12 protein-coding genes are annotated in these 16,530 nt (G+C 64.0%); 11 read left to right on the top strand and 1 reads right to left on the bottom strand.

What is annotated here, in order from left to right; all coding sequences use genetic code 11:
- Position 1: 1 nt before the first annotated feature.
- A complete protein-coding gene (locus TMPK1_RS18620) occupies positions 2-994 on the bottom strand; it encodes an NAD-dependent epimerase/dehydratase family protein (RefSeq protein WP_420244931.1) in 993 nt (330 codons plus the stop codon).
- A gap of 117 nt (positions 995-1,111) precedes the next feature.
- On the opposite strand from TMPK1_RS18620, the gene TMPK1_RS18615 reads away from it, so the two are divergent.
- The 11 genes from TMPK1_RS18615 to TMPK1_RS18565 all read left to right on the top strand — a co-directional run bounded on the left by TMPK1_RS18615 (position 1,112) and on the right by TMPK1_RS18565 (position 16,526).
- A complete protein-coding gene (locus TMPK1_RS18615; protein WP_420244930.1) occupies positions 1,112-2,743 on the top strand; it encodes a glycosyltransferase family protein in 1,632 nt (543 codons plus the stop codon).
- Between the two features lie 157 nt (positions 2,744-2,900).
- A complete protein-coding gene (locus TMPK1_RS18610) occupies positions 2,901-3,932 on the top strand; it encodes a class I SAM-dependent methyltransferase (protein WP_420244929.1) in 1,032 nt (343 codons plus the stop codon).
- Positions 3,933-4,086: 154 nt separating this feature from the next.
- The gene (fliF, locus tag TMPK1_RS18605; RefSeq protein ID WP_420244928.1) at positions 4,087-5,745 is read left to right on the top strand and encodes a flagellar basal-body MS-ring/collar protein FliF; all 1,659 of its coding nucleotides are present in this window, start codon (positions 4,087-4,089) and stop codon (positions 5,743-5,745) included.
- 34 nt (positions 5,746-5,779) lie between these two features.
- On the top strand, positions 5,780-6,799 hold the full coding sequence (gene fliG / locus TMPK1_RS18600; RefSeq protein ID WP_420244927.1) for a flagellar motor switch protein FliG: 1,020 nt from the start codon (positions 5,780-5,782) through the stop codon (positions 6,797-6,799).
- A complete protein-coding gene (locus TMPK1_RS18595) occupies positions 6,799-7,428 on the top strand; it encodes a FliH/SctL family protein (protein ID WP_420244926.1) in 630 nt (209 codons plus the stop codon). Before fliG ends, TMPK1_RS18595 begins: the two co-directional genes overlap by 1 nt.
- Before the next feature lie 56 nt (positions 7,429-7,484).
- Complete coding sequence (fliN, locus tag TMPK1_RS18590; protein ID WP_420245688.1) at positions 7,485-7,781, top strand: flagellar motor switch protein FliN; 297 nt, start codon at positions 7,485-7,487, stop codon at positions 7,779-7,781.
- 30 nt (positions 7,782-7,811) lie between these two features.
- Positions 7,812-9,206, top strand: coding sequence for a sigma-54-dependent transcriptional regulator FlbD (flbD, locus tag TMPK1_RS18585; protein WP_420244925.1), 1,395 nt, complete (start codon positions 7,812-7,814; stop codon positions 9,204-9,206).
- A gap of 35 nt (positions 9,207-9,241) precedes the next feature.
- Positions 9,242-11,383 carry a flagellar biosynthesis protein FlhA gene (gene flhA / locus TMPK1_RS18580; protein ID WP_420244924.1) on the top strand — a complete coding sequence of 714 codons (2,142 nt, stop codon included), beginning with the start codon at positions 9,242-9,244 and terminating at the stop codon, positions 11,381-11,383.
- Positions 11,384-11,449: 66 nt separating this feature from the next.
- The gene (locus TMPK1_RS18575; protein ID WP_420244923.1) at positions 11,450-13,207 is read left to right on the top strand and encodes a hypothetical protein; all 1,758 of its coding nucleotides are present in this window, start codon (positions 11,450-11,452) and stop codon (positions 13,205-13,207) included.
- 206 nt (positions 13,208-13,413) lie between these two features.
- A complete protein-coding gene (locus TMPK1_RS18570) occupies positions 13,414-14,835 on the top strand; it encodes a mannose-1-phosphate guanylyltransferase/mannose-6-phosphate isomerase (protein WP_420244922.1) in 1,422 nt (473 codons plus the stop codon).
- The gene (locus TMPK1_RS18565; RefSeq protein ID WP_420244921.1) at positions 14,832-16,526 is read left to right on the top strand and encodes an NAD+ synthase; all 1,695 of its coding nucleotides are present in this window, start codon (positions 14,832-14,834) and stop codon (positions 16,524-16,526) included. Before TMPK1_RS18570 ends, TMPK1_RS18565 begins: the two co-directional genes overlap by 4 nt.
- Positions 16,527-16,530 lie beyond the last annotated feature (4 nt).

The raw sequence follows: 16,530 nt of genomic DNA, 5'->3' as shown, positions 1-16,530 counted from the left end.
CTCACGATGCGCGCTCCTCGTTGCCGAGAAACTTGAACCAGCTTTCGGTCGCCCGCGCGATGCTGGCCGAATCCCACACCGGCGCGTCACGCCAGGCGTCGATTGTCTCCAGCATGCCGGCGACACCTTCTTCGATACTGACCTGGGGCGCCCAGGCAACGTCGCGGCGCAGACGCGTTGCGTCAGCCTGCGTCAGATCAGGTTCGCCCGGGCGGCGCGGAATATGTTCGACCTTGGTCGCGCCGAGCAGTTCGACGATGCGGTTCACCGACGTCGGATTGCCGGTGCCGACATTGTAGACGGATCCCGCCGGCGCACGTTCCGCAGCCATGACGAACGCACGCGCAACGTCACGCACATGGGTGAAGTCGCGGCCTTGCTTGCCGTCACCGACAACGGTGAGCGGCTTGCCCGCACGCAGCTGCGCGAGAAAGACGCCGAACACAGCGCCGTATGTGCCCGAGGTGCGCGCACGCGGGCCGTAGACATTGAACAAACGCAGCGCCGTCGCGTGCAGCCGGTAGACTTGCGACCAGTGCAGCACCAGCTGCTCGCCGATATTCTTGGTCAGCGCGTACGGATACTGGCAGTCGATCGGCGCGTCTTCCGGTGTCGGAAACGTCTTCGCCAAACCGTAGCAAGAGGACGACGCGGCATAGAGCAAGCGCTGCACGCCGGCTGCGCGCGCCGCTTCGAGCACCGACATCGTGCCGTCGACATTGGCGTGGAAATAATCGCGCGGCGAATTGATCGACGGGACGATGTCGGCCAAGGCGGCGAGGTGAAAGACGCGTTGGACGCCGTCGAAGCTCGGCGCGATCGCGCGCTGGTCGGCGACGTCGGCCTGTACGAACTCGACCCGGCCAGCCTGGACGTGGCCTTCGATGTTGGCGAGGCGGCCAACCGCGAGATTGTCGATGACCCGGACCCGACGCCCGGCGGCGAGAAGCGCATCGACGAGATGGCTGCCGATGAATCCGGCCCCGCCGGTCACGAGGTCCAGGCCGTCTCCACCATCCGCCGACATCCGCTTCGCTCCCCAAAATCTGCGGGGAAACTCGGTCCGATACGATTAATTGCCGGTTAAACGGACATGGCCATGGTGCGCGCCATGGGATCAGATCGAGTAGCCGAGCACTGGCTCGAATGTGGAATTGATGCAGGCCCGGCGGCGTTCGCCGAGGCCGCTTCCCAGGTGAATCGTCTACAGGCCTGGTACGGCGCGGCGCGCGATCCGGCCGTGCGGCGCAGCTTCGTGCGCGACCATCTGCCCGGCGGCGACATTCTCGTGTCGGGCGCCGGGCTGCACACGCCTGGCCTGCTCGCCGACCTCGAAGCCCGCCCCGACATTCGCGTTCGCGCGCTGGTCGACCGGCTCGCTGCCACGCGGCGCGAAGTGTATGGCCTGCCCGTCGTCACGCCGGACGAAGCTGCGGCAGAGAAGTTCGACTACGTGTTGCTGTCGCACACGTCGTTCGAGCCCGAGATGACGCGCCAGCTCGTCGCCGCTGGCGTCGCCCCTGCCCGCATCAAACCGATCTACAGTTCCGACGCGTATCAGGGCCTGGTCGCCGCGCGCCCGCCGCGCCCCGTGCCGGATCGTTCGTTCGATGCAATCGTCGTCACGACGCATTCGAACACGATCGTCGGCGATGCCGAACTTGCCGGTCCGTTCCCGCCCGATCGCACGTTGGTTTGCTATATGGGGCGCGTCGAAACAGCGACCGGCATTCCCGGCTATGCATGGTTGGATCTGCAAGAATCGATCGATGATCTGGTCGACGTCATTCGCCGTGTGCGGCCGCGCGTCGTGTATGTGCGGCTGGGCCTGCTCTCGAAGAACTACATTCCGATGTATCTGAAGGCGCGCGTGCCAGATGTGCGTGTCATTGTTGAGTTTTATGACGTCAGCGCGAGCTGGCGGGACCAGGATGCGCTCGACCTGTTCGGGCTGGACGACACCAGCCTGCGCATGATGCGGCTGTGCGAACTGGCAACATTCGAAAGCACCGATCTGGTCATCTCCAAGCGCGGCGGACCGGAATGGGACCGCATCGTCGGAAGCCTGTCATCGCCCTACGAATTGTTCTTTCCGCAGGTCCGCATGGCCGGCGAACAACAGCAGCGGCCCGCGACCGAACTTCGCCGTCTTGCCTTTGCCGGCGTGTTGCTGCCCCTGCACGTGCTGGCGTCGATGACCCAGGTCGGATTCGTCTTCCTCGACGTGCTCGACCAACTTGGCGCGACCGGCCGTTACGAGATTGATCTGTTCAACTCGCTGCACGTGCCGCTCGCGCAGGAAGAATACGCGTCGTACGAGGCCAAATATGCGACCGGCGCGGTGCGCTATCATCCGCGCCTGTCCTATCCCGATCTGATGAGCCGCCTGGGCGGCTATGATTTCGGCTGGATGTGCGAAGTCGATCCGCCGGCGCAGATCGATCGGCGCGTCAGCGTTTGCAACCGCTTTACCGGCTATCTGAGCGCCGGCCTGCCGCCGATTCTCGATGATAGCTGGTCGTTCGTGAGCCAGTTGGTGCGCGAGTACCGCGCCGGAATCACGGTGAGCAAAGTCAATCCGCAGACGGTCGATGCGGCGTTGCAGGCGCACGATCCCAACGAACTTCGCGCCGGGCTGGGCCGGCTTCGCACGCATATGCTGGCCGCCAACGACAAGGTGATCGAGCGGATCGCGCGCGTCGCCGACGAACCTGCCCGCCCCTGGCTTGCGCCCGCGGCCTAGGTGCATTCTCACTGCGACCTCGCAGCTGGACCAAAGAGCAACCGTGCACACGCATCTCGAATATTACCGGGCACACGCGATCTCGCCCGTGCACCAGGACATTTCGAACCTGTCGCGCCATTTCGCGCGGCGTGGCGCGCTTTATCGCCTTCTCGGGTTGCTGCCGTCGGCGTTTGAAGATCGCAACGTCCTCGAAGTCGCTCCGGGCGGCGGCCACAACAGCCTCTATGTCGCGAGCCTGAAGCCGCACACCTACACGCTGGTCGAGCCGAACGAGACCGCGCGCGGGGTCATTGCACGGCTGTATAGCGATCCGGGCTTCGCGCACACGAAGCCCGAAATCGTGCCGCTGATGCTGCAGGCCTACGATCCGGCAACCGCGTTCGACGTCGTGATCTGCGAAAGCTGGCTCGGCAATTCGTCCGAAGAGATCGCGTTGCTGGCCAAGCTTGGTGGTTTCGTCCGGCTGGGCGGGGCGCTCGTGGTCACCGCGCAGTCGCCCTTGGGGCTGATGCCGAATTTGATCCGGAAGAGCCTCGGCCTGCGCCTCGTCGCGGGCGAAACCGACTTCGATCGTCGCCGCGACCTGCTGGTCGAAGCCTATGGGCCACACCTCGCAACCATGAAGGCGATGTCGCGCCCGCACGGCGATTGGGTGCTCGATAACCCGCTGAATCCGGCGTATTGCGGCATTGCGCTGTCGATGATGGATGTTCTCGACACGCTGGGCGCCGAGTTTGCGGTGCTTAGTTCGGCGCCGCGCTTTGCCGATGAATGGCGCTGGTACAAGTCGCTCGAGGTCTCGCCCGACGACAACGCTCAATTCCGGGACGCCTACAACCGGAACCTGCACAACTTCGTCGACCATCTCGCCGCTCCCTGGGAACGAGACCCGGCGTTGAATGTCGCCTCAGAGGCGCTGGCCCGGACGCTGGTCGAGGCCGTCCGGCGGCACGAGCGCGGCGACGTGCATGACGTCGCCGAGGTCCTTGCAGCCTACGACGCCGTGATCGCCTCGCTGGCAGATCTCGACCAGGGGACCCTGGACGGGCTGCACGAAGCCCGCCGCCTGCTCGCCGATCCCAAGACGACGATTCAGCAGGTTGCCGAAAGCAGCGATTATGGCCGGCTCTTCGGGCGCGAACTTCAGTATTTCTCGTTGACTCGCGAGCGTCCGGCCGCGGGCTGACTGGCCCCGACTCAGGACCGCACCGAGCCGGCGTAGTGGGCAAAACTTGCCCGGCTTAACCGCACCTTTACTCTTCCGATGCGAGATCCGCACGACGGCGGTAGAACACGCGCCCTAGACCGATTTCCTTCGCTGATTCGGACCGGAGCCTCGCGTGAACGCCTTCCTCCAGATGCTGCGCAATCTTGGCGCTGCCCGCCTTGCCGTTATGGCGTTGGTTGCAGTCGGCCTCGTTGCCTTCTTTGTCTATCTGACGACGCGCATCGGCGGCGGGTCGATGACCCTGCTCTACAACGAGCTGTCGCCCCAGGATGGTCAGGCGATCACCCGCAAGCTCGATCAGATGCAGATCTCCTTCCAGATCAATCCGGAAGGCACACAGATCCTCGTCCCGGCCGATCAGGTTGGCAAAATCCGCATGCAGCTGGCGCAGGATGGTCTGCCCGCCGGCGGTTCGATCGGCTACGAAATCTTCGACCAGCAGCAGAGCTTCGGCACCACCGCGTTCATGCAGAACATGAACCAGCTGCGTGCGTTGGAAGGCGAGCTGTCGCGCACCATCGCGGCGCTGGGACCGATCAAAGCAGCGCGCGTGCACTTGGTGATGCCGCGCCGCGAATTGTTCAGCCGTGAAGAAAGCCCGGCTTCAGCCTCGATCTTCGTGAAGCTGCGCGGCGGCAACACGCTGTCGAAAGAACAGATCAGCGCCATTCAACATCTCGTCGGCGCTGCCGTGCCGCAGTTGAAGCCCAGCGCGATTTCGCTGGTCGACGACAAGGGTAATCTGCTGGCGCGTGGCGGTGACGATCCGAATTCGGCTGCTGGCCTCAGCGCCAACGCCGACGAAATGCGCCGCGGCTACGAGCTGCGCACACAACGTTCGATCGAGGATCTCGTCAGCCGCGTCGTCGGCTACGGCAAGGTCAAAGTTACCGTCAATGCGGACATGGATTTCGACCGCATTACGACGAACACCGACTCGTTCGATCCGGCGACGCAGGTGCTGCGTTCAAGCCAGAGCTCGGAAGAGTCGACCACGTCGAACGAAAGCCAGGCAGCACAGGCCGTGACGGTCGCGAACAACCTGCCGGGCGCAAACCAGCAAGCCGGCGCCGGCGGCCCGAGCAGCACCAACCAGCAGCGCAAGACCGAAGAAACCAACAACTACGAAATCAGCCGGACCCAGCGCAGCCACATCAAAGAAGGCCCGCAGGTCAAAAAGCTTTCGGTGGCGGTGCTGATCGACGGCACCTACACGCAGGGTGCGCAGGGCCAGGAATACCAGCCGCGCGCGCCGGAAGAGATGACGCAAATCGAAGGCATCGTGAAAAGCGCTTCGGGCTTCGACGAGAAGCGCGGCGACACGGTGTCGGTTGCGAACATGCGCTTCGCGCAGGAAATCTCGGAAGCGCTCGAAGCCGAAGCCAAGAACACGCTGTTCGGTCTGACCTCGAAGGATCTGATGAAGATCGCCGAGCTGACCGTGCTGGGCGTGATCGGCGTGCTGGTCATGTTGCTGGTGGTTCGTCCGCTCCTGTCGCGCATGTTGGCGGCAGTCGAGCAGCACGCCGAACAGCAGCGCTTGGAGCGCGAACGCCTGCTGGCCGAACAGACCCAGCAGATGCAGGCGCTGCCGAGCCCCGATGGTACGCCTGGCGCACCTGGCGAGCCCGAGCCCGATACGATGATCGACATGGAGCAGGTCGAAGGCCGCGTGCGCGCATCGTCGCTGCGCAAGATCGGCGAGATCGTCGAGAAACATCCGAACGAAGCCGTCTCGATCATCCGCGGCTGGATGTATCAAGAGACCTGATCAGCACAATTCTAGCGTAACGGCGTAAGCATCCATGGCGCGTGTCCGTGAGGACTACCGGGGACTAACCGGTCCCGAAAAAGCGGCGATCTTTGCCCTGTCACTGGGCGAAGAGAACGCGGCGCGTTTGTTCGAGCATATGGACGACGAAGAGGTCCGCGAAATCGCGCAGACCATGTCGAACCTGGGCTCGGTGTCGTCGTCGATTATCGAACGTCTGTTTGCCGAGTTTGCGGAACAGATGTCGTCGACGGGCACGATCGTCGGCGGCATCGCGGCGACCGAGCGTCTTCTGCTCAAGGTGATGGGCAAGGACAAAGTCGGCACCATCATGGAAGAGCTGCGGGGTCCCGCAGGTCGCACCATGTGGGACAAGCTCGGCAACGTGAACGAGCAGGTTCTCGCCAACTACCTCAAGAACGAATATCCGCAGACGGTTGCGGTCGTGCTGTCGAAGATCAAGCCGGACCACGCGGCCCGCGTGCTGAGCCAGCTGCCGGAAACCTTCGCGATGGAAGTCATCATGCGCATGCTGCGCATGGAGGCGGTGCAGAAGGAAGTTCTGGACGACGTCGAGCGCACGTTGCGCAACGAGTTCATGTCGAACCTGGCGCGCACCAATCGCCGCGACAGCCACGAGATGATGGCCGAGATTTTCAACAATCTCGACCGTGCGGTTGAGAACCGGTTCCTGGCCGCACTGGAAGAGCGCAACCGCGACAGCGCCGAGAAGATCAAAGCGCTGATGTTCACCTTCGAGGATCTGCAGAAGCTGGATCCGTCGGCGATCCAGACGATCATTCGTGTGGTCGACAAGACGCGCTTCCCGCTGGCGCTCAAAGGTGCGTCGGAAATTCTGCGCAACCTGTTCTTCTCGAACATGTCGGAACGCGCGGCGAAGATCCTCAAGGAAGACATGAACGCGATGGGCCCGGTGCGCCTGCGCGACGTGGACGAAGCGCAGCAATTCATCGTCGCCACCGCCAAAGACCTGGCCGCGCGCGGCGAAATCATCCTGGCCGAAGGCGGTCAGGATGATGAGGTGATCTATTGATGCCCTCGTCCTTCACCTTCGACGATTTCGACGAGATCGATCGCAAGATCGTCGAACTGCGTCTGGTCGAAAGCGCCCCGCCGCCGCCGAGCTTCTCGGAAGAAGAATTGGCGGCTGCGAAGCAGCAGGCCTACGGCCACGGCGTCGAAGTCGGCAAACGTGAAATCGAAACCGGTCTGCTGCAACAGATCGCCGGCCTGGCTGCCGCGATCGAAGTGCATCTGTCGGACCTGTCGCGCCAGGAAGCAAAGCGCGACGCCAACTTCCAGCGCGATGCGGTGACCTTGGCGCTCGCGATGCTGAAAAAGCTCGCGCCGGCGATTGCGGCCAAAGCGGCGCTCGACGAAGCCGAGCGGCTGCTGAACGAATGTCTCGAAGAACGCTATGACGAGCCGCGCCTCGTCGTGCGGGTGCACGAGACGATGCTCGAGCCGCTGAAAGAGCGGATCGCAACCCTGACCGATGCCCGTCACTTCAACGGCAAGGTCGTGATGTTCTCGGAACCGAATTTCGCGCCCAGCGATGTGCGCGTGGAATGGGCCGATGGCGGCGCTGAACGACGCGTCGCAATCGTCCTGGCTGCCATCGAACGACTCGCGATTGAGTCGATCCCAACCCAAGCGACCTGAGATCAAGGAGATCCGCGATGAGCGGCACTGAAAACCTGTCCCTCACCGATCTGGAAATGCCCGGGTCGCCAATGCAGTCCTCGAGCGAGTTCGAGGGCTTTGGCGAACCGAAGGAACTGGATGCGATTTACGACATCCCGGTCCAGATTTCTGCCGTCCTCGGCAAATCCACCATGCAAGTGAGCCAGCTCCTGAAGCTGGGTCGCGGCGCGGTCGTGGAACTTGACCGCAAGGTCGGCGAAGCCATCGACATCTACGTCAACAACCGGTTGGTCGCGCGCGGCGAAGTCGTCGTCGTCGACGATCGACTGGGCGTGACGATGACCGAAATCATCAAGTCGGATCGCGGCTAACACCGTCTCCGTTCTTCGAGGGTACACACCATGCGGCTGCTGATCGTCGGCACGCTTCTGGGCTACATCACCGAAGCCGGTCGTATTGCACTCGATCGCGGCGCCAAAGTCGCGCACGCCGAGACAATCGACCAGGCGCTGCATGCGCTGCGCAACGGCAAAGGCGCCGACCTTGTCATGGTCGACGTCAAGCTGGACGTGGCCAAGCTGGTTGAAGCGCTGAAGAGCGAGCGTATCGCATTGCCGGTCGTCGCATGCGGCATCGGCACCGATACCCAGGCTGCGGTGCGCGCGATCCGCGCCGGCGCGAAGGAATACCTGCCGCTGCCGCCGGACGCGCAGTTGATCGCCGCGGTGCTGGAAGCCGTTTCGGAAGAAACGCACGCGCTGGTGTTCCGCGATCCGGCGATGAAGACGGTGTTGAAGCTGGCGGATCAGATTGCGCCGGCCGACGCGACGGTGCTGATCACCGGCGAAAGCGGAACCGGCAAAGAAGTCGTCGCACGCTGGATCCACCGCAAGTCGCGGCGCGCCAACGGCGCCTTCGTCGCAATCAATTGCGCGGCGATCCCCGAGACGTTGCTCGAAAGCGAATTGTTCGGCCACGAGAAAGGCGCCTTCACCGGCGCCGTCGCGCGCCGTCTGGGCAAATTCGAAGAAGCGACCGGCGGCACCTTGCTGCTCGACGAAATCAGCGAAATCGCACCACGCCTGCAGGCCAAGCTGCTGCGCGCGATTCAGGAACGCGAAATCGACCGGATCGGCGGCAACAGCCCGGTCAAAGTCGATGTGCGTCTGATCGCAACCTCGAACCGCGATCTCGAAGCCGCCGTGCGCGGCGGCGAGTTCCGCGAAGATCTCTACTACCGGCTCAACGTGATGCAGATCGCGTTGCCGCCGCTGCGCCAGCGTCCCGACGACATTCCGGCACTGGCCGAACATTTCGCACGCAAATATTCGGCGTCGAACGGAGTCGGCTACAAGGCGCTGACCGACAACGCCGTGAACAAGCTGAAGACGCATGCCTGGCGCGGCAACGTGCGCGAGCTGGAAAACACCATGCATCGCGCGGTGCTGCTGTCGCCGGCCGATACGATCGAACCGGAAGCAATCCTGCTCCAGGGCGGTCAGACGTCGGGTCCGCTTGCGGCCTCGCCGACTGCTGCGCCGGCGCAGGTCACGACCAATGCCAGCGACGCGAAGAACACCGAGACGCTGGCTGCTGCCGGCTATATCGGCCGCACCGTCGCTGAGGTCGAACGCGATCTCATTCTCGGCACGCTGACCCATACGCTCGGCAACCGTACCCATGCCGCCAACATTCTCGGCATCTCGATCCGGACGCTGCGCAACAAGCTGAAAGAATACAGCGAGAGCGGCATCAAGGTTCCGATGCCGGGCGAAGGCGAACGCGCGTCTGTTTGATCTCTGATCACCGCATTCTTGGATTTGGATTCTAGATGAGCGACGCGTCTTCCGGGCCTGTCACGATCGACGGCACAGCGACGCCTGCTGGCAGCGGCTTCTCGTTCGGAGGCTTTGCGTCAGCGGCGGCGGTGGTGCGTCGTGGCGACATCGCGCTCGCGATCGGCCTCATCGCGATCCTGACCGTCCTGATGCTGCCGATGCCAGCCTGGTTGCTGGACATCTCGCTGGCGCTGTCGATCACCATCTCCGTCCTCATTCTGATGACGGTTCTGTTCATTCCGAAGCCGCTTGAGTTCTCGTCCTTCCCGACGGTGCTCCTGATCACAACGCTGCTTCGTTTGTCGCTGAACGTTGCCTCGACCCGTCTGATTCTCAGCCACGGGCACGAAGGCACCAAAGCCGCCGGGTCGATCATTCAAGCCTTCGGTCAGTTCGTGACCGGCGGCAACTTCGTCATCGGCGTGATCATTTTCGGCATTCTGATCATCATCAACTTCATCGTCATCACGAAGGGTTCGGGACGTATCGCGGAAGTCGCGGCGCGTTTCAGCTTGGACTCGATGCCGGGCAAGCAGATGGCGATCGACGCCGATTTGTCGGCGGGCCTGATCGCCGAAGCCGACGCGCGCAAGCGCCGCAAAGAACTGGAAGACGAAAGCGGCTTCTACGGCGCGATGGACGGCGCCGCGAAGTTCGTCCGCGGCGACGCCGTCGCGGCGATGATCATCGTCTTCGTCAATATCGTCGGCGGCATCATCATCGGCTCGGCCCAAAAAGGCCTGAGCTTCGGACAGTCGGCGCACACCTATACGCTGCTGACGATCGGTGAAGGCCTGGTCTCGCAGATCCCGGCGCTGATCATCTCGGTCGCTGCCGGTATGTTGGTCACCAAGGCCGGCACGACCGGCTCGATGGACAAGGCGCTGTTCAGCCAGTTGTCGGGTTATCCGATGACGTTGGGCGTCACGTCGGGCCTGCTGGTGCTGCTCGCCTTCTTGCCCGGCATGCCGATGGCGCCGTTCCTGACGCTCGCGATCGGATCCGGCGCGCTGGCCTGGTGGCTGCCGCGCAGCAAGCTCAAAGAACAAAAAGCCGCCGACGAGGCGACTGCGAGCGAAGCGGCGAAAGCGCCGGTCGCCGACGAGCCGATCGCGACCGCGCTTGCGATCGACTATATCCGCCTCGAGCTGGGTTACGGGCTGCTGCCGCTGGTGAATACGCCGACCGGCAACAAGCTCACCGATCAGATCAAAGGCCTGCGCCGGCAGCTGGCGCAGGATATCGGCTTTGTGATGCCGTCGGTGCGCATCCAGGACAATCTGCAGCTTCCGGCCAACACCTACGTCATTCGCGTCAAAGAAATCGAAGCTGGCCGCGGCGAAGTTCGTCCGCAGATGCTGTTGTGCATGGATCCGCGCGGCGACCAGATCTCGCTGCCGGGTGAAACAACGGTCGAGCCGACCTTCGGCCTGCCGGCGATGTGGATCCCGGCCAACTATCGCGAAGAAGCGCATTTCAAAGGCTACACCGTCGTCGATCCGTCGACCGTGCTGACCACGCATCTGACCGAGACGGTGAAAGACAATCTCGCCGAGCTGCTCTCGTACAGCGAGACGCAAAAGCTGCTCGACGAACTCGACAAGCAGCACCAGAAGCTGATCACCGACGTCATCCCGACGCAGATCAGCATCGGCGGCCTGCAGCGCGTGCTGCAGAACCTGTTGTCGGAACGCATCTCGATCCGCGACCTGCCGACCATTCTCGAAGGCGTCAGCGAAGCGTCGCAGCACACGCGCAATGTCGGTCAGATTACCGAACATGTGCGCGCGCGTCTGGCACGCCAGATCTGCGAAGGTCACGTCAACGCGTCGGGCGTGCTTCCTCTTGTTACGCTCAGTCCTGAGTGGGAACAGGCGTTTGCGGAATCGATCGTGGGCACCGGTGACGACAAGCAGCTGTCGATGGCGCCGTCGCAGCTCCAGCAATTCATCTCGGGCGTTCGTCAGATGTACGAGCGGCTTGCCGCTGCTGGTGAGACGCCTGTGCTGCTGACCAGCCCGCTGATCCGTCCGTATGTTCGCTCGATCATCGAACGTTTCCGGCCGCAGACCGTGGTCATGAGCCAGAGCGAAATTCATCCCAAAGCGCGCATCAAGACGCTGGGACAAATCTGAACCTTTCCTTGGCAGTCTGACGAACCGCAGGTTTCGGTGCGCGCCATTTGGCGCTAGGCTTGGCTCATGACTTTCGTGGCCCCGCCACCTCCAGTGGATCCGGCTGTTGCAGCGCAAACTGTTGCGCGCGGACCCACCGTCGTGCCGCAACCCGCGCCGCAACCGGTCGCCGTCGTCGAGCTGCCGCAGGCGCTGCAGGCAATCGAACGCGCGGTGCTTCTTCCCGGCACGGTGATCGATCAGCAGACCTCGGCACAGGGCGTCCTGGCGCAGGTGCGCACGTCGCTCGGCGATGTCTTGCTGCAGGTCACGACGCCGTTGCCCGTCGGCCGCCCGGTCGTGCTGCAAATTCCCGCCGGCAATCCACCGCAAACCGCGCTTGTCGATACGTCGGCCAGCGGCACGGGCCAGGCGGGCACGCCTGCGGTTCCCGCAACGCCCGCAGCACTGACGCCGGCTGTCGTTGCCAATATTGGCGCACCCGCGGCACCGCTGCTGCCCGGCGCGGTGATCGAAGTGCTGCAATTGCCGACCGCGGCAACGCCCACGACACAGCCCGCAACCACCGTTCCCGGCCAGACTGCAACAACGGCACCGACGGTCGCGGCGACGACAACCGCCGCCGCCACGACAGCGGCGACGACACCGACGACCGCTGCGAGCACGACCGTTGCCACCACGCCCGCGACGGTCGCAGCAGCAACGACGCAAGTAACCGCCGCGCTCGCGAACGCGACGCCGGTCACGACCTCGCCGTCGTTGCGCGGTGCCGGTGCAGCGTTGTTTGCGCAGACGGTCGCAACCGAAGTGAATGCACCGACGGCTGCTGCGCCCAACATTGCGCTGACACCGTCGCAGACGCCCGCTCCGCTTGGCGTGCGCGTCTTGCAGGTGTTGCCGCCGGGCTCGCAAATTCCGCCGACCAGCGGCGATCAGATCGCAGCGACGGTCGGCTCGGCACGCGCCAGCGGATTTCCAGTTGCGACCACACCAGACGGACAGGCGATTGCGCTGCAGACCAATGCGCGCGTCGATCCCGGATCGGTCGTCGTGTTGCAGCGTCTGCCGACGCCGGTCGGCGCGAATGGCGAAGCGCCGGTGCTGCCGCTGGATCCAATTCGCGGCGACAATTGGCCGGCCCTTGCGGCTGCGCTGCGCACGCTCGACGTCGCCGATCCTGCAGCCGCACAAGCGATGCGCGCCGCGATTCCGCAGCCCAATGCCAATCTTGCGCCGGCCATGTTGTTCGTCGCTGCGGCATTGAAACTTGGCGATCCGCGCGCTTTGTTCGGCGGCTCGGCGATCGATGCGTTGAAGCGCAGCGGCAAAGGCAACGTCACCGAGCGTCTGTTCGAAGATTTCAACGCGGCGTCGGAACGTGCCTCCGACGTGGTTGGCGCCGAATGGCGCAGCTATCCGATTCCGATGCAGGAAAATGACGGGCGCATCGCGATGATGCAGCTTCATGTTCTGCGTCGGGACGACCAACAGCGTGTCGGCGACCGCGAAGCTGACGCGCGCGATGAAGGCGAAGGCAAGCGCACGCGCTTCCTGCTCGACATCGCGCCCAGCGCCTTGGGCCCGATCCAGCTCGACGGGTTGGTGCGGCCGTCCCCAGTGTCGCCGGTCGTCGATCTGGTGGTCCGCAGCAAGACGCCGTTGCCGGACGAGATGCGGCGCGACATCGCGGGCATCTGGGCCGACGCCCTGTCGCTGACCGGTGCGAAAGGCGCGCTGGCCTTCCAGGCCAATCCGCAAAGCTTCGTCGACACAACCGGCTTCCGCAGCTTTGGCAAAGGCAAAGGCGTGGGCCTGTCGGCCTAGGCGCCGCCCGAGAGACTTAGGTCCGCGGGGCGTTTAGGTCCGCGCAACCCGTCCCCCTTCCCTTCATGCCGGGTTCGTCGAACCGGGGGTTGTCCGCCAATCGGGGCTGTGGGAGACCGCGAGAGAGCGTTTCCTGACGCATCGAACAAACGATCGAACCGGTCTGGGCGGGGACGGTTCGAACCAGAGAGAAAACGATCGCTTCCATGCAGGCCAAAATTTTTCCGGTGATCCTTTCGGGTGGTTCGGGCACGCGGCTGTGGCCGCTGTCGCGCGACTTGTTGCCGAAACAGCTGATCCCGCTCGTCGCGTCGAACTCGCTGCTGGCCGAAACCGCGCGGCGCGTCGCCGGTGCGGGTTTCGCCGGTCCGCTAGTCGTGTGCAACGAAGACCATCGCTTCATCGTCGCCGAACAGCTGCGCGCGGTTGGCTGCACGCCGACAGCGATCGTTCTGGAACCGGTCGCGCGCAACACCGCACCAGCCGTCGCCGCAGCCGCCGCCATCGCCTTGGCGCGCGATCCCGATGCGTTGCTGCTGGTGCTGCCGTCGGATCACGTGATCTCGGACGAAGCTGCCTTCGCCAAAGCCGCCGCAATGGCCGCCAAGGCCGCCGAACGCGGCAAGCTGGTCACGTTCGGCATCACGCCGACCAAACCGGAAACCGGCTACGGCTATATCGCGCGCGGCAAGGTGCTCGACGGCGTGCCGGGTGCGTACGAGGTCGAGCGCTTCGTCGAAAAGCCCGATCGCGCCACTGCCGAATCCTATGTCGCAAGCGGCACCTGGACGTGGAACAGCGGCATGTTCCTGTTCCCGGCCAAATTGCTGCTGGCGGAACTGTCGCGCTTCGACGCGGCGATCGTCGATGCAGCCATGAAGTCGGTCGAAAAAGCCGAAAGCGATCTCGTCTTTACGCGGCTCAATCGCGACGCATTCGCCGACGCGCCGTCGCAATCGATCGACTATGCGTTGATGGAGAAGACCGACAAAGCCGCGGTCGTGCCCGCCGATCTCGGCTGGAGCGACGTCGGTAGCTGGTCGGCGATGTGGGAACTTGGCGACAAGGACAATCACGGCAACGTCGCGATCGGCGACGTGATCGCGCTCGACACCGAAGGCTGCTATCTGCGCGGCGATGGGCACCTGATCGCGACCTTGGGCCTCAAAGACGTCGTGCTGGTGGTCGGCAAGGACGTGGTGATGGCCGCGTCCAAGGACCGTGCGCAGGATGTCAAAAAGATCGTGACCGAACTGAAGAGCCGCGGCCGCAAAGAAGCCGAAGCGCACCCGGTCGTATTCCGCCCCTGGGGCAATTACGAAACGATCGATGCCGGCCCGGGCTTTCAGGTCAAACGCATCACGGTGAAGCCCGGCCAGAAACTGTCGCTGCAAAAGCACGCGCATCGCGCCGAACATTGGGTGGTCGTGTCGGGCACCGCGCGTGTCACGCGCGACGACGACATCCTCACCTTGCGCGCCAACATGTCGACCTACATTCCGCTGGGCGCGGTGCATCGTCTGGAAAATCCGGGGACAAGCCCGCTCGAACTGATTGAAGTCCAGTCGGGTTCGTATCTGGGCGAAGACGACATCGTGCGGCTTAGCGACGATTACGGCCGCCAGTGAGCAGCAGCGGCAGTTTCAACAACGAGGCGCCGCTTCTTTCGATCACGCTGGCGCAGCTCAACCCGACGGTCGGCGACGTTGTCGGCAACGCGGCCAAGGCGCTCGAAGCGCGCGCGCGCGCAGCCGAGGACGGCGCCGATCTTGTCATGCTGCCCGAGCTGTTTCTGCTCGGCTATCCGCCCGAAGATCTGGTGCTGCGCCGCTCGGTCCTGGCTGCATGCGAGCGCGAGATTGCAAAACTCGCAGCGTCCACCGCCGATGGCGGCCCGGCTTTGTTCGTGCCCGCGCCGCGCCGCGCGGCCGATGGCGAAGGCATCGAGAACGCTGCCTTCTTTCTCGCCGACGGAAAGATCCTCGCATCCCAAGCCAAGGTCGAGCTGCCGAATTACGGTGTGTTCGACGATGCGCGCGTGTTTCGTCCCGGCGCGCTGCCCGACCCGATCACCTTCCGCGGCGTGCGCATCGGTTGTTTGATCTGCGAAGATATGTGGCTGCCGCGCGTCGCCGATCACTTGGCCAAGCACGGTGCTGAATTGCTGTTGGTGCCGAACGGATCGCCGTTCGAACTCGGCAAGCGCCGTCGTCGCCACGAACTCGCCGCCGAACGCGCGCGCGCCGCGAACTTGCCGCTCGTCTATCTGAACCAGGTCGGCGGCCAGGACGAGCTGGTGTTCGACGGCGACAGTTTCGTCGTCGACCGCACCGGCCGCATCGTTGCGACTCTGCCGCGCTTTGCCGAAGCGACCGCGACGATCGAATTCCGCCGCGGTGACGCCGGCATCGAATGTCTGTCGCTCGGCGCGGACGAGGTTGGCGAAGACGACGACGATCTCGCCGACGTGTGGCAAGCGATGGTGCTGGGCCTGCGCGACTATGTGCGCAAGACGGGCTTCCCCGGCATCGTGCTGGGTCTGTCGGGCGGCATCGACTCGGCGCTCTCGCTTGCGGTCGCGGTCGATGCACTGGGCGCGCAGAATGTGCGCGCCGTGCGCTTGCCGTCGAAATACACGTCGCAGCAAAGCATGGACGACGCGCAGGAGAATGCCGATCGTCTGGGCGTGCAGCTCGACACGGTGCCGATCGTCGAGACGGTCGCGGCGCTGGAACATACGCTCGACGAAACGGCGGGCGCGCTGAACGATCTCACTGCGCAGAATTTGCAGGCGCGCACGCGCGGCGTGTTGCTGATGGCCTTGTCGAACCAGTTGGGTCTGATGCTGCTGACGACTGGCAACAAGTCCGAGATGTCGGTCGGCTATGCCACGCTCTATGGCGATATGTGCGGCGGCTATTCGGTGTTGAAGGACGTCTACAAGACGATGGTGTTCGACCTCGCCAAGTGGCGCAACACGCACCGGCCGCCGGGCGCGTTGGGCCCGAACGGTGTCGTCATTCCCGAAGCAATCATCGTGCGTCCGCCGTCGGCCGAGCTGAAACCCGATCAAACCGATCAGGACAACCTGCCACCGTACGACCAGCTCGACCGCATTCTGCACATGTTGATCGAGGACGAACTGCCGGTGGCCGACATCGTCGCCGCGGGCGAGCCCGAAGCGATCGTGCGACGCGTGCAGAAGATGCTCTACGCCGCCGAATACAAACGGCGCCAGGCGCCGCCGGGCGTGAAGATCACGCCCCGCAATCTCAGCCGCGACCGGCGCTGGCCGATCGCGAATGGATGGCGCGAGTAGCGGT

Origin of the sequence: Roseiterribacter gracilis, from assembly GCA_018332375.1 — a bacterium.
Lineage (GTDB): Bacteria > Pseudomonadota > Alphaproteobacteria > BOG-932 > Roseiterribacteraceae > Roseiterribacter > Roseiterribacter gracilis.
Note: the sequence above shows the minus strand (reverse complement) of the source record. Positions and strands in the feature narration are given on the sequence as shown.